General features: G+C 70.4%; 16 protein-coding genes and 1 pseudogene. 9 read left to right on the top strand and 8 right to left on the bottom strand.

The genetic code is table 11. The features are described from left to right. Positions 1–77: 77 nt before the first annotated feature. Positions 78–869 carry an SAM-dependent methyltransferase gene (locus ACTWQO_RS28290; RefSeq protein ID WP_443240174.1) on the bottom strand — a complete coding sequence of 264 codons (792 nt, stop codon included), beginning with the start codon at positions 867–869 and terminating at the stop codon, positions 78–80. Between the two features lie 75 nt (positions 870–944). Between ACTWQO_RS28290 and ACTWQO_RS28285 the strand changes: the two genes are divergently transcribed. Continuing rightward, positions 945–1,601: a M15 family metallopeptidase gene (locus tag ACTWQO_RS28285; RefSeq protein ID WP_443240173.1), complete on the top strand. Its 657-nt coding sequence runs from the start codon at positions 945–947 to the stop codon at positions 1,599–1,601. Positions 1,602–1,881: 280 nt separating this feature from the next. Here ACTWQO_RS28285 and ACTWQO_RS28280 read toward each other — a convergent pair whose 3' ends face one another. After that, positions 1,882–2,055, bottom strand: coding sequence for a hypothetical protein (locus ACTWQO_RS28280; protein ID WP_443240172.1), 174 nt, complete (start codon positions 2,053–2,055; stop codon positions 1,882–1,884). A 932-nt stretch (positions 2,056–2,987) separates the two neighbouring features. Then, a complete protein-coding gene (locus ACTWQO_RS28275) occupies positions 2,988–4,145 on the bottom strand; it encodes an acyl-CoA dehydrogenase family protein (RefSeq protein ID WP_301981549.1) in 1,158 nt (385 codons plus the stop codon). Positions 4,146–4,320: 175 nt separating this feature from the next. On the opposite strand from ACTWQO_RS28275, the gene ACTWQO_RS28270 reads away from it, so the two are divergent. The 6 genes from ACTWQO_RS28270 to ACTWQO_RS28245 all read left to right on the top strand — a co-directional run bounded on the left by ACTWQO_RS28270 (position 4,321) and on the right by ACTWQO_RS28245 (position 10,331). Then, a complete protein-coding gene (locus ACTWQO_RS28270) occupies positions 4,321–5,664 on the top strand; it encodes a UDP-glucose dehydrogenase family protein (protein WP_443240171.1) in 1,344 nt (447 codons plus the stop codon). Between the two features lie 295 nt (positions 5,665–5,959). Then, on the top strand, positions 5,960–6,634 hold the full coding sequence (locus tag ACTWQO_RS28265) for a hypothetical protein (protein WP_443240170.1): 675 nt from the start codon (positions 5,960–5,962) through the stop codon (positions 6,632–6,634). Beyond that, positions 6,631–7,998, top strand: coding sequence for a copper resistance CopC/CopD family protein (locus tag ACTWQO_RS28260; protein WP_443240169.1), 1,368 nt, complete (start codon positions 6,631–6,633; stop codon positions 7,996–7,998). Before ACTWQO_RS28265 ends, ACTWQO_RS28260 begins: the two co-directional genes overlap by 4 nt. 27 nt (positions 7,999–8,025) lie before the next feature. Continuing rightward, positions 8,026–9,006: a cupredoxin domain-containing protein gene (locus ACTWQO_RS28255; protein WP_443240168.1), complete on the top strand. Its 981-nt coding sequence runs from the start codon at positions 8,026–8,028 to the stop codon at positions 9,004–9,006. A gap of 114 nt (positions 9,007–9,120) precedes the next feature. Further along, positions 9,121–9,630 carry a hypothetical protein gene (locus ACTWQO_RS28250; RefSeq protein ID WP_443240167.1) on the top strand — a complete coding sequence of 170 codons (510 nt, stop codon included), beginning with the start codon at positions 9,121–9,123 and terminating at the stop codon, positions 9,628–9,630. Continuing rightward, positions 9,627–10,331, top strand: a complete 705-nt coding sequence (locus ACTWQO_RS28245; protein WP_443240166.1) for a cupredoxin domain-containing protein — start codon at positions 9,627–9,629, stop codon at positions 10,329–10,331. The genes ACTWQO_RS28250 and ACTWQO_RS28245 overlap by 4 nt, the downstream gene beginning before the upstream one ends. A gap of 78 nt (positions 10,332–10,409) precedes the next feature. On the opposite strand, the gene ACTWQO_RS28240 is transcribed toward ACTWQO_RS28245, so the two are convergent. Continuing rightward, the gene (locus tag ACTWQO_RS28240) at positions 10,410–10,910 is read right to left on the bottom strand and encodes a CGNR zinc finger domain-containing protein (RefSeq protein ID WP_443240165.1); all 501 of its coding nucleotides are present in this window, start codon (positions 10,908–10,910) and stop codon (positions 10,410–10,412) included. Between the two features lie 90 nt (positions 10,911–11,000). Here ACTWQO_RS28240 and ACTWQO_RS28235 point away from each other — a divergent pair, with 90 nt between their 5' ends. After that, positions 11,001–11,360, top strand: coding sequence for a VOC family protein (locus ACTWQO_RS28235; protein ID WP_443240164.1), 360 nt, complete (start codon positions 11,001–11,003; stop codon positions 11,358–11,360). A gap of 17 nt (positions 11,361–11,377) precedes the next feature. After that, positions 11,378–11,773, top strand: a complete 396-nt coding sequence (locus ACTWQO_RS28230) for a VOC family protein (RefSeq protein WP_443240163.1) — start codon at positions 11,378–11,380, stop codon at positions 11,771–11,773. On the opposite strand, the gene ACTWQO_RS28225 is transcribed toward ACTWQO_RS28230, so the two are convergent. The 4 genes and pseudogenes from ACTWQO_RS28225 to purE form a co-directional block, all read right to left on the bottom strand. After that, a complete protein-coding gene (locus ACTWQO_RS28225) occupies positions 11,774–12,913 on the bottom strand; it encodes a dipeptidase (RefSeq protein WP_443240162.1) in 1,140 nt (379 codons plus the stop codon). 97 nt (positions 12,914–13,010) lie between these two features. Next, positions 13,011–13,208: pseudogene (locus tag ACTWQO_RS28220) on the bottom strand (hypothetical protein); the annotation flags it as partial. Beyond that, complete coding sequence (locus ACTWQO_RS28215) at positions 13,204–14,391, bottom strand: dipeptidase (RefSeq protein ID WP_443240161.1); 1,188 nt, start codon at positions 14,389–14,391, stop codon at positions 13,204–13,206. The pseudogene ACTWQO_RS28220 and the gene ACTWQO_RS28215, both read right to left, overlap by 5 nt. Next, positions 14,388–14,885: a 5-(carboxyamino)imidazole ribonucleotide mutase gene (gene purE / locus ACTWQO_RS28210; protein ID WP_443240192.1), complete on the bottom strand. Its 498-nt coding sequence runs from the start codon at positions 14,883–14,885 to the stop codon at positions 14,388–14,390. Before purE ends, ACTWQO_RS28215 begins: the two co-directional genes overlap by 4 nt. Positions 14,886–14,904 lie beyond the last annotated feature (19 nt).

Raw genomic sequence — 14,904 nt, 5'->3', positions numbered from 1 at the left:
CTACCCGCCAGTCCGCCACGGGACGGACGCGAGTATTCCGCCATGCGTGCCGATTGCGGGCATCCCGCCCATGCCGCTTACGGTTTCCTGCCCACGCCGCCGAAGTGGGTGACGTCGGCGCTCTCGCCGTCCGCGGCGTCCGGGCGCCAGCGGGAGCAGGTGACGATGCCGGGCTCCAGGATCTCGAGGCCCTCGAAGAACCGGACGAGTTCGGCGCGGCTGCGCAGCGTCATCGGTGCCGTCCCCTCCCCGTTCCAGTAGTCCACCGCCTTGGTCATCGCCTCGCCGTCGACCTCGGTGGTGGGGTGGGAGACGGCCAGGTAGCTGCCGGACGGTACGGCGTCCAGCAGCCGGCGCACGACGGAGACGGCCTCGTCGGTGCGCATCACGAAGTTCAGGATGCCGAGCATGGTGATCGCGACGGGGCGGCTGAAGTCCAGCGTCTCGGCCGCGTCCCGCAGGATGGCCTCGGGGTCGTGAACATCGCCCTCGATGAAGACGGCGGCACCCTCCGGCGTGCTGTTGAGCAGTGCGTGGGCGTGGGCGAAGACGAGCGGGTCGTTGTCCACACAGACGATCCGGCACGACGGATCCACCCGCTGGGCGATCTCATGGGTGTTGTCGGTGGTGGGCAGCCCGGTCCCGATGTCCAGGAACTGCCGGATTCCCGCCTCCTCGGCGAGATACCGCACCGCACGCGTCAGAAACCGCCGGTCCGCGACGGCCGACCGGGGCAGCGCCGGCACGAGCGAAAGGATCCGGTCGCCGACCTCGGCGTCCACCGGGTAGTGGCCCATGCCGCCGAGCCAGTAGTTCCAGATCCGCGCCGAGTGCGACACATCGGTGCGGAATCGAGAGGAGCCAATCATGCGACCAAGTTAAGGCCGAAAACGCACCCATGGGGGCGCCTCCCGAGGTTTGGTGCGATTGGAGATGATCGGGTCATGAACGAGATCGTCCTGATGTCGGACCCGAAGGTCGCCGCCATACCCGTCACGGAGTGCGGCGAACCCCTCGTCGACGCCCGCCGCGAAGGCTCGCTGCTGGTGGACACCCGCAAACAGGACCCGTCCGCCGCCTTCGCCCACCTGCGGGAAGGCGTCCTGCAACGGCTCCTCAAGGCCCAGTCGCTGCTCCCGCACGGCCTGCGTCTGCTCTTCGTCGAGGGCTACCGCCCGCCCTCCCTCCAGCGGACGTACTTCGAGGAGTACGCCGCCGAACTCCGCGCCGCCCACCCCGACTGGCCCGCCGACCGGATCCACTCGGCGGCAAGCCGCTACGTCTCCCCACCCGAGATCGCCCCCCACAGTGCCGGCGCCGCCGTCGACGTCACCCTGGCCGAACTCTCCGGCCGCGAGCTGGACTTGGGCACGCGACTGAACGCGAGCCCCGAGGACAGCGAGGGCGCCTGTTACACCGACGCCACCAACATCAGCGAGGAGGCCAGGGCCAACCGGGAGACGCTGGGTTCCGTACTCACGGCTGCGGGGCTGGTGAACTACCCCACGGAGTGGTGGCATTGGTCCTTCGGGGACCGGTACTGGGCTTTGGCGAGCGGGGAGGCGGTGGCGCTGTACGGGCCGTTCGACATCACCAGGTGAACCCCGGGTCACATGCATGGGGAAGCCGAGGCCGGTTCACGGCCCACACTGTCGTCAAGCCACACCAAAGAGCCTTGCCATCGGGGTCCCGCTGTCCGCTGGGCGCACAAGCCCGAGGGCACCGTCGATGGCAAGCCTGGTAGAAGTGCCGGAAACTGTGCGACTTGAAGTAGTCGACGCCCGCTCCGGCCAAGGCGGGCTTCCAGATCCTGGAATACCAGTAGTACGGGTACAGCAGGCCGGTGCCAGTCACGTTGCTGAACAGCAACTCCTCAGGCCCTCACGTCTCGTACTCCTTGAGGTGCCTGCGCACGGCCAGGGCGACCACCTCGGGAAGTGGGACCTGCCTCCCTCGGTCTCCTTCCTCACGCCACTTGATGTGCCGCAGACGCATGCGGCCGTACTTCCCCGACCCCGTATCCCCATCGCAGGCGACCTGCCGGTCGACCGTCATCCCCCTGTTCCATCGCCCACGCGAACACCGACATGAGGATGTTGAAACGGAACCTCGTCGTGGATGATTTGTACCTGCACTCATGGGTCATCCATGCGACCCAATCCTCGACATCCGACGGACCGACTGTCCTGATGGCTCGTGTCCCGAAGAAGGGAGCCACGCTTCGGCTCAGCATCGTCCGGTACTGCTTGACACTGCTGTTCTCCAGTCCACGCGTGGTCGCCCACCGTTCGAAAACCACGATGAGTGGCTCACTCCCGGTCGGGACGGTCTTGGTCGGGCTCATGTTCTTCCCCCTCCAGGCACCGCCTGGCCTTACGGGTCAGGCGGTCAGCGGGCTTGCCTGGTGGCCCGTCGAGGAAACCCATCGCACGCGCTCGCCGAATACGGCCGCTGATGGTGTTCCGGCTCATCCCCCACGCTGTTGACAGCCGCGTGACCGGGCTCCGGTATCCCTGCTCCACCAGACGGACGTACGCGAGGGACATCATCGCGTAGTCAAGGTCCGTCTCAGCTCTGTCGAGCACGGCGCCTGTCTGAGCCCCGTCGATCGCATAGCCGAGTCGCGCGCGAAGCTCCTTCGTCGTCCTGCGGATCTCCGCCATGGAGATGGACCGCATGAGTTCCGCTGTGATGCCGTCCGTCCCGGCCACCTCATCGAGATCGGCGGGGGGTCGATACGAAGACTGGACGGGCCGTCCCATGGTGCGCCCAGAACGCTCACCACAGTCAGCCTCCAGCCGTGCAACTCGGCCTCATGGATGAGTCGCTCCCCATCCACCCGCCATCCCTCGGGCAGTTCGACATCTCCACGTTCATCAGTCACGCGTCGAACGTAGCGCGACACTCAGCAGCCACCAGGTGCCGGGTGGTTCCCTACATGAAACAGGGGTGGCGCCCCGACGGGCTCCACCCCTGAACACGACTCCTTACGGCAGATTGCGGGCCATGACGATCCGCTGGATCTGATTCGTCCCCTCGTACACCTGCGTGATCTTGGCGTCACGCATCATGCGCTCGACGGGGTAGTCGCGCGTGTAGCCGTAACCACCCAGGAGCTGGACCGCGTCCGTAGTGACCTCCATCGCCACATCCGAGGCGAAGCACTTGGCGGCGGCCCCGAAGAACGTCAAGTCGCCGTCGCCCCGTTCCGACTTGGCTGCCGCCGAGTACGTCAGCTGGCGGGCCGCCTCCAGCTTCATGGCCATGTCGGCCAGCATGAACTGGATGCCCTGAAACTCGGCGATCGCCTTGCCGAACTGCTTGCGCTCCTGGACGTAGCCCTTGGCGTAGTCGAGGGCGCCCTGGGCGATGCCGAGGGCCTGGGCGGCGATGGTGATGCGGGTGTGGTCGAGGGTCTTCATCGCCGTGGCGAAGCCGGTGCCCTCCTCGCCGATCATGCGGTCCGCGGGGATGCGGACGTTGTCGAGGTAGACCTCGCGGGTCGGGGAACCCTTGATGCCGAGCTTCTTCTCGGGGGCACCGAAGGAGACGCCCTCGTCGGACTTCTCGACGACGAAGGCCGAGATGCCCTTGGAGCGCTTCGTCGGGTCGGTCACCGCCATGACCGTGTAGTACTCGGACACGCCCGCGTTGGTGATCCAGCGCTTCACGCCGTTCAGCACGTAGTGGTCGCCGTCGCGGACCGCCTTGGTCTTCATGCCGGCCGCGTCCGAGCCCGCGTCGGGCTCGGAGAGGCAGTACGAGAACATTCCGTCGCCCTTGGCGAGCGGCGTCATGTACTTCTTCTTCAGGTCCTCGGAGCCGGAGAGGATCACGGGAAGCGAGCCCAGCTTGTTCACGGCGGGGATGAGGGAGGAGGACGCACAGACACGCGCCACCTCCTCGATCACGATCACCGTGGCCAGGGCGTCGGCGCCCGCGCCGCCGTACGACTCCGGTACGTGAACGGCGTGCAGGTCATTGGCGACGAGCGCCTCCAGCGCCTCCTGCGGGAAACGGGCCTCCTCGTCCACCGCTGCGGCGTACGGCGCGATCTTCGCCTCGGCCAGCGAGCGGATGGCGTCACGGAGCATGTCGTGCTCCTCGGACGGGCGGTACAGGTCGAAGTCAGCCGATCCGGCCAAGGTGTCTCACGCTCCAAAGCTGTGATGCTGGCGCTAATTACCGTTAAGTAACTCAAATTTTAGGGGCAGGCCCACGGGAGGGGTACGTGAGCTTGGCGACAGCGGGAAAACTGCCCGTCGGACCCTCCGACTATGCTCGGCCCCGCACTGCCGACGAAGACTCCTGGAGCACCCCATGGCCCTCAAGATCACCGTGATCGGCACCGGCTATCTCGGCGCCACGCATGCCGCGGCCATGGCGGAGCTCGGGTTCGAGGTGCTGGGCCTCGACGTGGTGCCCGAGAAGATCGAGATGCTCCAGCGGGGCCAGGTCCCGATGTTCGAGCCGGGCCTCGAAGAGCTGCTGCGCAAGCATGTAGCGGGCATAGAGGGGTCCTCCGGCCGGCTGCGCTTCACGATGGACTGGGCCGAGGTGGCCGCGTTCGGCGACGTCCACTTCGTGTGTGTGAACACCCCGCAGCGCCATGGCGATTACGCGGCCGACATGAGCTACGTCGACAGCGCCTTCGAGCTGCTCGCCCCGCATCTCACCGGCCCCGCCCTCGTCGTCGGCAAGTCCACCGTCCCCGTCGGCTCCGCCGAGCGCCTCGCCGCCTACCTCGCCACGCACGCGCCGGCCGGCGCGGACGCCGAGCTGGCCTGGAACCCGGAGTTCCTGCGCGAGGGCTTCGCCGTCCAGGACACCCTGCACCCCGACCGGCTCGTCGTCGGCGTACGCAGCGAGCGGGCGGAGAAGCTGCTGCGCGAGGTGTACGCCACCCCGGTCGCCGAGGGCACGCCCTTCGTCGTCACCGACTTCCCGACCGCCGAGCTGGTGAAGACCTCCGCGAACTCCTTCCTGGCGACCAAGATCTCGTTCATCAACGCCATGGCCGAGGTGTGTGAGGCCGCGGGCGGCGATGTCGCCAAGCTCGCCGAGGCGATCGGGTACGACGACCGGATCGGCAAGAAGTTCCTGCGGGCCGGGATCGGGTTCGGCGGCGGCTGTCTGCCCAAGGACATCCGGGCGTTCATGGCGCGCGCCGGTGAGCTGGGCGCCGACCAGGCGCTGACCTTCCTGCGTGAGATCGACTCCATCAACATGCGGCGCCGCGGCCAGATGGTCGAGATGACGCGGGAGGCACTCGGCGGCGGCTCCTTCCTCGGCAAGCGGGTCGCCGTGCTCGGCGCCAGCTTCAAGCCCGACTCGGACGACGTCCGTGACTCGCCCGCGCTGAACGTCGCCGGGCAGATCCACCTCCAGGGCGGCCAGGTCACGGTGTACGACCCGAAGGGCATGGCGAACGCCCGCAGGCTCTTCCCGACGCTCGGCTACGCCGACACCGCCGTCGAGGCCGTCCAGGGCGCCGATGTCGTACTCCATCTCACCGAGTGGCGCGAGTTCCGCGAGCTGGACCCGGCCGTGCTCGGCGAGGTCGCCAAGGCCCGTGTCCTGCTCGACGGGCGCAACGCCCTCGACCCGGAGCTGTGGCGCCGGGCGGGATGGTCGTACCGCGCGATGGGGCGTCCGACCGCCTGACCAAGGAATTCATGTCGGCTTCCGGGGCGGATTTCGCCCTCCCTGAAACCCTCAAACGGGGTTCGAATTCAATTCGAGCAATGTGAGGGTATTGCCATACCTTCAACCCGAATTCTTCACGGCCGAATTGCGCGTATTGACATCGGTGTCGCCCCATCTCACAGCGCACCCCCACCTGAAAGAGAGGCAGGCAACAAGCGCTTAACTGCCGCGTAGTCATGCGGAATCCACGCCACCCCCCAATGGTCCCCATTCGCTGACGGGAATGACCGGACCATGCCAGGAGTGGGTGATCATGCCCTTGTTCCGCAAGGCGCAGTGGCCGAGAGACCACCGGGACGAATTCGTCGCGGGGGCCCTCGTCGGGGCGGTGGTGATCGTGCTCGGGTATGCGTCGGGCATTGGCTCCTCCTCCGCCCCCGGCGCTGTCGAGGCCGCCGCTCCCCCATCGTCGCCGCCCGCGGCCACGGCTCCGCCGGGCGGCACGGCGCCGGCTCCCGGAGACCCCGTGCCCGGGGTTCCGGGCGCCGGGGTTCCGGTGGGCGGCGGGGTGGTGCCGGTGACCGGCGGAAGCAGCGCGCACACCGGGCACGACAGCGGCGCGGGGCACACCGGCGACGGCTCCGGACACGACCACACCACTTCGCCCGACCCCGGCACCACGCCCTCCCCCTCCCCGTCCCCGTCGGGCTCCGCGTCCACGGAGCCGCCGCAGGGTGACGACACCTGCCAGGACGGCGAGGTGCGCCTCGTGACACCCCTCCTCACCGGCCTCACCGAGCCGCTGTTCGGCCTCCTCAACGGCACGGACGAAGGCACGGGCAACGAGACGGACGACCAGACCCCCGAGCCCTCCACGTCCCCCTGTGTCGGACTCGTCGCCCCCACCGGACTGCTCGGCACCTCGGGCACCTCCACCGGACTGTTCGGCATCACCAGCGCCTCCCCGCTGCCGGAGGCCACCCCATGACCCGCACGACCCGTCGACGCGCCCTCCTCCTGCTCCTCCTCACGCCGCTCCTCTACGGCCTGTTCGGCTCCGCTCCCGCCGCCGCCCACACCGAGCTGGTCCGCTCGACCCCCAAGGACGGCGCGGAACTCACCAGGGCCCCCGACCACCTCACCCTCGTCTTCGACGAACCCGTCGACCTCGCCGACGTCCGCGCCATGACGCTCGACGGCGACCGGCTCCCCGTGGCCCGTGCGGCGCAGGGCGGCAACGACACCGTGCGGGTGTCCCTCGGCCGTCACGCGGACGGCGAACTCGCCGTCGTCTGGTCCGTCGTCGACGAGGAGGACGGCCACGCCTCCTCCGGTCGGCTCACCTTCACCGTCGGCGCGGAGAGCGCGGAGAGCACCGCAGGGCCGGCGGGGACGGCGGCGACCGCCCAGGACCGCGGCGACGAGGCCACCGCACCTTCCCCCTCGTCCCCGGTGCGGAAGAGCCTCGTCGCCGCTCGCTGGGCCGGCTATCTCTCGCTGGCCCTGTTCATCGGAGGGCTCGCCTTCGTCGCGCTGCTGTGGCCGCGCGGCGCGGACGAACCCCGGGCGCGGGCGCTGCTCACGCTGGCCTGGGCGGGCGGGCTGCTGTCGACGGTCGCGGCGATCGGACTCCAGGGCGCGTACGCCGCTTTCGGCGGCCTGGGAGACGTACTGCGCCCGGCGACGTACGCGGACGTCCTCACCACCGAGCCCGGCATCGCACTCGCCGCGCGCGGACTGCTGTGGGTGCTCGCGGCTGTGGTGCTGAGCGCGCTGCTCCAGGGCGGTGCGGACACGTCCCGCTCACCGGGCTGGCGCGTGGGCGCTCTCGCCGTGACCCTGGGCCTGCTCCGCACGACCGGGATGCGGGGCCACAACTCCGAGGGCAGCGAGCCGACTTGGGGCGCGATCGCCGGTCTCGTCCACCTCCTCGGCGCCGCCCTGTGGATCGGCGGCCTGGCGATGCTCACGCTGGCCGTACTGCCGCGCCGCGAGCCCGGCGAACTCGCGGCGGTGGTGCCCGGCTACTCACGGCTCGCGGCTGTCTCCGTCGCCGCGATCGCCGCCGCCGGGCTGGTGCTCGCCTGGCAGGTCGTGGGGTCGTACGACGCCCTGCTGCACACCTCGTACGGACAGTTGCTGCTGGTCAAGACAGCCGTGCTCGGCGCCGTCCTGGCGGCCGCCCAGTGCAGCCGCCAGTGGGTGCGCACCCGCCTCGATCTCGCCGTGCTGCTGCGCGGCGACGCCGCCACCGTGCGGCCCTTCGGTGTCTCGGTCGCGGCGGAGACGGGGCTCGTCCTCGTCGTACTCGCCGTGACGAGTCTGCTGGTCACGGCCGATCCCGGCCGCTGAACTTCCCTGGAAACCATAGGAGTTGAAGTGAAAAGTAATGATGAGACCGGTGACCGGCGGCGCAGGTCGCCGCTCGGGAACCGGTCCCTGCTCGTCGCGGGACTCGGTGCGGCCGTGGCCGCCGTCCTCAGCCTCGGGCTGCTGAGCGCGGCCTCGGGTTCCACGACGGCAGCCTCCCAGGAGGCAGCGGGCGCGGCTCAGGCGCCCGTTGCCGCCGCCGAGGCCCAGCCCGCCGCTGCCGCTGCCGACCACCAGGTCGACATCATGAGTTACAAGTACGGCGACGGGAAGCAACTCGTCGTCGAGGTCGGCCAGACCGTCCAGTGGACCAACCACGACAGCGCGCCGCACACGGTCACCACGACGAAGGCCCCGGTTTCCTTCGACTCGGGGACGCTGGAGCAGGGCGAGTCGTGGTCGTACACCTTCACCAAGGTGGGGACCTACGAGTACTACTGCGCCGTGCACCCGGACATGGTGGCGTCGGTGAAGGTGGTCGCGGCCTCCGACGGCGGCGGCTCTACGCCCACGCCCACGGCCACGCCGACATCGACCCCCACCGCCACCCCCACGGCGACGCCGACCGCCACCCCGACCACCGGGCCGACGGCCACCCCGACGGCCACGGGCGGCACCGGTGACGGCGGCGACGAGCAGTGCGCCAGCGTCCAGAACGTGCTGCTGCCGATCCTCCAGCACCTCTACTCGGCGCACCTGGAGCGGTCCCCGGGCCAGCAGGTCCAGGACGCGCTGGCGCTCGACTCGTACATCAAGATGCACACGGTCTGGGTCGAGAGCATCCTCAAGCCGGCCATCGAGGGCGGCGGCACAGTGCTCGACAGCACGCTCAGTGTGCTCCTCGCACACGTCAACTCCGCCCACCTGGAGGAGTCGCTCGGCCAGCAGGTCACCGATCTGCTCGACGTCGACAGCTACGTGAAGATGCACACCGTCTGGGCCGAGCACATGCTCACGCCCACGACGGACTTCCTCACCGCCAACTGCTGACCCTCCCCCGAAGACGGACGCCGGTCCGGCCGAGGCTCAGTCGGCCGGACCGGCGCCCGCCCCATTCTCCACAACTCCGCCATACCTCGGGAACCGCTTTCAAGGAGATCCGGGATGACGACCGTCACCCTGCCCACCGTCCCGCCCCCGCCGGAGTCGCGTGACACCGCGTCCATCCTGCCGCTGCCCGGCCGGTACACCGTGGCCCCCGGCCGCTCGCTCGTCGAACTCACCGCCTGGTACGGCCCGTTGCCCACCCGGCGTCGGCGCATCACCCTCGCCTCGGCCGCGTTGACCGTGCCCGACGATTCCGAACGCCCCGCCCTGCGCTTCGAGTTCGAGGGCATCGACCGGGCCGACGCCCTGGTCGCGCTCACCTCCGAGGACATCGAACCCCTCGACGGCGGACGACGGCTGCAGCTGACCGCCGACCTGGAGCTGCGCGGGATCCTCTTCCCCGCCCTGCTGCGTCTGCGCGTCGTGGAACGCGCCGACGACCGGCTGCTCGTCGTGGGCACCGCCCGGCTGCCGTACCGGCTGCTGCGCCGGGCGACCGGGTTCCGCCTGGGCCTGCTGCGCCCGGCCACGCGGCTGCGGCTGCTGGTCGCCGCGGAGTTCGCATGAAAACGGCACGGTGGACGGCCCTGTCCGCCGTACTCGCCCTCGTCGCCCTCCTGGTGGCTGTCCCCGGCGAGGCGTCGGCGGCCACATACCGGGTGACGATGAAGAGGTACGCCTTCGTGCCAGCGCACCTGGCCGTCCCCGCCGGATCCACGGTGACCTGGACCAACCAGGACACGGCACCGCACGACGTGAAGACCACCTCGGGCCCGGTCTCGATCCACTCCCCCATGCTGGACAAGGGCGAGAGCTGGAGCTTCACGTTCGGCACGGCGGGTTCGTACGGCTACTACTGCACCGTGCACCCGGACATGACGGCCGGGATCACGGTCCGGGCGGCGGCACCCGCCACCTCCGCGGCGCCCACGCGGACCCACACTCACCAGGAGACGAGCACGGGCGGGCAGCAGGAGGACCACTCCGAGCATGCCGAGACGGCCACGGTCAGGCCGACAGCGAGCAGCAAGGCGCCGCAATCGCCCTCCTCAACCCCGTCCACGGCCATGCCCACGACCACCGCGGCAGCCGTGCCGGCCGCCTCGCCCTCGGTGGCCGCGGCCGCTCCCCAGACGCAGCCCGCCGCCTCGGCCCGACCACTGGACCCGCTGCTCCTCCTGACCGGGATCGTCGCCGGGGTCGCCGTACTGTGCCTCCTGTTGGTGGGCTCCCGGGCGGCCGCTCCGCGCGGGAGGGACGAGACCTAGCCGTCCCGGGCGCCGAAGTCCCTCGACACCGCACCAAGGCGGACCGCCGGCAGGCCTCAGTGACGACGCGCACCACGGCTACTTCGCCCGGTACCGCCGCATCTTCACGCGCGCCCCGCACACCTGCATCGAGCACCAGCGGCGGCGCCCGCCCGGGCTGCGGTCGTAGTACGCCCAGTGGCATTCGGGCAGTTCACAGGCCTTGAGGCGCAGCCAGGTGCCCTCCGTCAGCCCCTGGGCCACGGCCGCCGTGACCCGGGAGAGCAGCGGGCCGTCGTCGGCGGGCGCGAGGGTCGCGGAGCCGTCGCGCTCGTCGACGGCGACGTACAGCGGCGCACGTGACAGCAGCTCGCCCAGCGGTGTCACCTCGCGGTGCGGCGGGTGCCCGGCGTGCGCGAGACAGGCGGCGCGCAGGGACTCGCGGAGCTCTCGTACGTCCGTCAGGTCCCGTTCCGTGATGCCGAACCGGTCCCGTACCTCGACGGTCTCCAGCCCGTCGATGCCCGATTCCAGGTCGAGGGTGTTGACCAGCGCCTCCACGAGGGCGAGCCCGCCGGGTGCGGCCGTTCTGTCATTCATGGTTGCGACGTTACCCCCTATGGGGGAGCATGGAGTAACCGCGTTACCAGTCGAGCGGCATATACAGGTAACTCCCGACAGGAGGAAGTCATGGCTCTCGCCAAACTGGGCGTCGTCGTCCTGGACTGTCCCGACCCGCGCGCACTGGCCGGTTTCTACGCCGAGGTGCTGGGCGGCACCGTGGAGGGCGAGGGCGACTGGGTGGACCTGGCCGTGCCCGGCGGCCAGTCGCTCTCCTTCCAGGCCGCCCCCGGATACGAACCGCCGAAGTGGCCGGCGGCCGATCACTCGCAGCAGTTCCACCTGGACCTGACCGTCGACGATCTGGACGCCGCCGAGCAGGGCGTGCTGGCGCTCGGCGCGCAGCCGCTGGACGCCGAGGATCGCTCGCGGGGCTGGCGTGTGTACGCGGATCCGGCGGGGCACCCGTTCTGTCTGTGCGCCTGCTGACCGAGGAGGAGTTCGTCATGGCACCCGTGGCCCGCATCCGTAACGTCGTCCTCGACTGCCCCGATCCCGTGGCACTGGCCCGTTTCTACGCCGCGATCGCGGGCGGCACCCCGCAGGAGGAGGACCCGGAGTGGGTCGTACTCCAGGTGCCCGGCGGTCCCCGGCTGGCCTTCCAGCCGTCGCCCGGCTACACGCCGCCGGAGTGGCCGCAGGCGGACCGGAACGGGCAGCAGTTCCATCTGGACTTCGACGCGGGCTCCAGCTGGGCGGACGTCGACGCGGCGCAGGAGAAGGTGCTGGCGCTGGGGGCGCGGCCGCTCGACCTGGACGACCAGGGCGGCAAGAAGGACTTCCGGGTGTTCGCCGACCCGGCGGGGCATCCGTTCTGCCTGTGCATGATCCCGGAGGGGTGATCACCCGTCCAGTTCGGCGATCTTCGCTGCCGAGGGCTCGCGGCGCAGCTGTGCGGCGCGGGCCGTGAAGTCGGCGCCGCGGAGCACTCGCTGGACGTTTCCCCAGGTCAGCAGGGTGATATCGGCCTCGGTCCAGCCTCGGTGGAGAAGCTCGGCGATGAGGCGGGGGTAGCAGGAGGCGTCGGCCAGTTCGCGTGGGTGGGCGGTGCCGACGTCGTAGGTGCCGGAGAGTCCGACGCAGTCGGGGCCCGCGAGCGCGCGCACATGATCGAGGTGGTCGGCGACGTCGCGGACGGTCGGGCCGGTCTGCTTGGCGGTCAGCGGCACCATGCACAGGCCCTTGGCCTCGCCCAGCCCGGCGAGCAGGTCGTCGGGGAGGTTGGCCGGGTGCGGGCGCAGAGCGCCGGCGGCCGAACGGGTGCACAGGACGGGGGACTTGGAGATCACGATGGCACGGCGGACGGTCTCCTCGGACGCGCCGGAGAGGTCGGCGAGGACGCCGAGCCGGTTCATCTCCCGCAGGACCTCCTCGCCGAACCGGGTCAGCCCGGCCTCGCTCGCCCAGGACACCCCGGACAGCGTGAGGACACGCAGGCCGAGGGCGCACAGGGAACGCAGGATGCCCAGCGAGTCGCCGATCGCGGCGGCTCCGGCCGGGCCGAGCAGCACAGCGACCCGACCGCATCGGAGCACATCCGTGGCCTGCCCGGCGGTACAGGCCAGCCGCAGCCCCTCGGGATGCGTACGGACCACCGTCCGCACCAGATCCAGCTGCTCCAGCGTCGCGCCCACAGCCCGGTCACCGTCCAGCCCCTCCGGCAGATGCAGCGACCAGAACAACGCCCCCACATGCCCCTCCCGCAGCCGGGGCACGTCCGTGTCGACAGCGGCCTCGCCGGTCTCCAGGTCGTAGGAGGACAGATGCCGCAGCGCCCACGGCAGCCCGCTGTACCCGTCGGCAACAGGATGTGCGGCGAGAATGGCGTGGGCGCGCTCCAGGGGGTCGGTGCCCGGCCCGGAGACAGCCGGAAAGGACTCCTCGGAGCCGGACCCCACCGAATCCCCGCCCTCGCCCGCGAACGGCTCGTCCAGCCCGTCGACGTCGGCCGTCGTGTGCACTTCGTCCTGGAGGTCTGCCATGGCGGGCTCCGTACGTCGTGATCGTCCCGGGGGGTACGGTCACCGTCGCACGGGGTCCAGGGCACTTCCTGGTGGACGGGGCGTTCGGGGGTACGGCGACCAGCTCGGGCGTGGCGATGGCCGACGGCCCTCCGTCGGCGTCCCGCATGCACGGCAGCAGCTGCGCGATCCTGCTGCCGTGCAGCCCGGCCGCGAACAGTTCCTGGATCCGGATGACCCGGTCGACAGCGGCCTCCGGATCCTCATGGTTCAACGTTACGGGCGAGCCCCGCTCCGAAGCCGGGCACCGATCAGCCGTCCAGTTCCCCGATGGTCGCGTTGGACGGCCCCCGTGTCGCCTGAAGGTCGCGGGACACGTCCTCCGCGGCGCTGAGGACTCGTACCGCGTTCTGCCAGGTCAGCTTGGCGAGGTCGGGGCGGGACCAGCCGCGGTCGAGTAGTTCCGCGATCAGGTTCGGGTAGCCGGAGACGTCGTTCAGGCCGTCGGGGGTGAAGGCCGTGCCGTCGTAGTCGCCGCCGATGCCGAGGTGGTCGATGCCGGCGACCTCGCGCATGTGGTCGAGGTGGTCGGCGACCGTGGACGCGGTGGCGACCGGGCGCGGGTGCCGTTCCTCGAAGGCACGGTGGACCTTCATCGCCTCGGGCGTGGTGGCGAGGTGGTGGAAGCCGTGCGCGCGCATGTTCTCGTCGGCGGCGGCCGTCCAGTCCACGGCCGCCTGGAGCACGAACTTCGGCACGAAGGTCACCATCGCCATGCCGCCGTTGCCCGACAGACGCCCCAGGACGTCGTCCGGGATGTTGCGCGGGTGGTCGCAGACGGCACGCGCGGACGAGTGGGAGAAGATGACCGGCGCCAGGGTCGCGTCCATCGCGTCCCGCATGGTCGTCGCCGCCACGTGCGAGAGGTCGACGAGCATGCCCTCGCGGTTCATCTCCCGCACCACCGCACGGCCGAAGGCGGACAGTCCGCCGACGCCGGGCTCGTCCGTCGCCGAGTCCGCCCAGTCCACGTTGTCGTTGTGGGTGAGGGTCATGTAGCGCACGCCGAGCGCGGACAACGCCCTTAGCGTGGCAAGGGAGTTGGCGATGGAGTGGCCGCCTTCGGCGCCCATCAGGGATGCGATACGGCCCTCCGCGCGCGCCGCCTCCATGTCGGCGGCCGTCGTCGCGGGCCGCAGGTCCTTCGGGTAACGGGCCAGCAACTGCCGTACGCAGTCGATCTGTTCCAGCGTCGCCGCGACCGGTTCGGGCTGGTCCGCGCGGACGTACACCGACCAGTACTGCGCACCGACGCCGCCCTCGCGCAGGCGCGGGATGTCGGTGTGCAGATGGGCGTTCTGGTGGGTGGCGATGTCGCGGGCGTCGAGGTCGTAGCGGACCTGTTCGCGCAGCGCCCAGGGCAGGTCGTTGTGCCCGTCGACGACGGGGAACTCGCGCAGGAGATCCCGGGCTGCTTCCAGAGAGCTCACGGCCGTCACGTCCCGAAACCGAAGCCGTTCGTGCCCTCGACCTTGCCGCGCAGGCGCCTGCCCTTCTCGGTGGCCTGGTCGTTCAGCTCCTGCTGGAACGCCCGCATCTTGCCGAGGAGTTCCTCGTCGTGGGCGGCGAGGATACGAGCCGCGAGGAGACCGGCGTTGCGCGCACCGGCGACGGAGACGGTCGCGACGGGGACACCGGCGGGCATCTGCACGATGGAGAGCAGGCTGTCCATCCCGTCCAGGTACTTCAGCGGCACCGGGACGCCGATGACCGGGAGGGGCGTGACGGAGGCGAGCATGCCGGGGAGGTGGGCGGCGCCACCCGCCCCCGCGATGATCACCTTCAACCCGCGCTCGGCGGCCTGCTCCCCGTACGTGACCATCTCGCGCGGCATCCGGTGCGCCGAGACGACGTCGACCTCGAACTCGATCTCGAACTCGTCGAGGGCCTGCGCGGCGGCCTCCATGACGGGCCAGTCGGAGTCCGACCCCATGACGATGCCAACTACGGGG

This window comes from Streptomyces sp. 4N124 (genome assembly GCF_052245395.1).
GTDB lineage: Bacteria > Actinomycetota > Actinomycetes > Streptomycetales > Streptomycetaceae > Streptomyces.
The sequence above is the reverse complement of the archived record's forward strand: the minus strand, read 5'-3'. Positions and strand labels throughout refer to the sequence as shown.

What these genes read in the sequence shown, in the direction of transcription:
- ACTWQO_RS28225 (WP_443240162.1), bottom strand. Translation starts at nt 12,913, where the DNA reads ATGGCAGACCTCCAGGACGAAGTGCACACGACGGCCGACGTCGACGGG.
- ACTWQO_RS28285 (WP_443240173.1), top strand. Translation starts at nt 945, where the DNA reads ATGAACGAGATCGTCCTGATGTCGGACCCGAAGGTCGCCGCCATACCC.
- ACTWQO_RS28250 (WP_443240167.1), top strand. Translation starts at nt 9,121, where the DNA reads ATGACGACCGTCACCCTGCCCACCGTCCCGCCCCCGCCGGAGTCGCGT.
- ACTWQO_RS28290 (WP_443240174.1), bottom strand. Translation starts at nt 869, where the DNA reads ATGATTGGCTCCTCTCGATTCCGCACCGATGTGTCGCACTCGGCGCGG.
- ACTWQO_RS28270 (WP_443240171.1), top strand. Translation starts at nt 4,321, where the DNA reads ATGGCCCTCAAGATCACCGTGATCGGCACCGGCTATCTCGGCGCCACG.
- ACTWQO_RS28265 (WP_443240170.1), top strand. Translation starts at nt 5,960, where the DNA reads ATGCCCTTGTTCCGCAAGGCGCAGTGGCCGAGAGACCACCGGGACGAA.
- purE (WP_443240192.1), bottom strand. Translation starts at nt 14,885, where the DNA reads ATGGGGTCGGACTCCGACTGGCCCGTCATGGAGGCCGCCGCGCAGGCC.
- ACTWQO_RS28240 (WP_443240165.1), bottom strand. Translation starts at nt 10,910, where the DNA reads ATGAATGACAGAACGGCCGCACCCGGCGGGCTCGCCCTCGTGGAGGCG.
- ACTWQO_RS28235 (WP_443240164.1), top strand. Translation starts at nt 11,001, where the DNA reads ATGGCTCTCGCCAAACTGGGCGTCGTCGTCCTGGACTGTCCCGACCCG.
- ACTWQO_RS28245 (WP_443240166.1), top strand. Translation starts at nt 9,627, where the DNA reads ATGAAAACGGCACGGTGGACGGCCCTGTCCGCCGTACTCGCCCTCGTC.
- ACTWQO_RS28260 (WP_443240169.1), top strand. Translation starts at nt 6,631, where the DNA reads ATGACCCGCACGACCCGTCGACGCGCCCTCCTCCTGCTCCTCCTCACG.
- ACTWQO_RS28280 (WP_443240172.1), bottom strand. Translation starts at nt 2,055, where the DNA reads ATGACGGTCGACCGGCAGGTCGCCTGCGATGGGGATACGGGGTCGGGG.
- ACTWQO_RS28230 (WP_443240163.1), top strand. Translation starts at nt 11,378, where the DNA reads ATGGCACCCGTGGCCCGCATCCGTAACGTCGTCCTCGACTGCCCCGAT.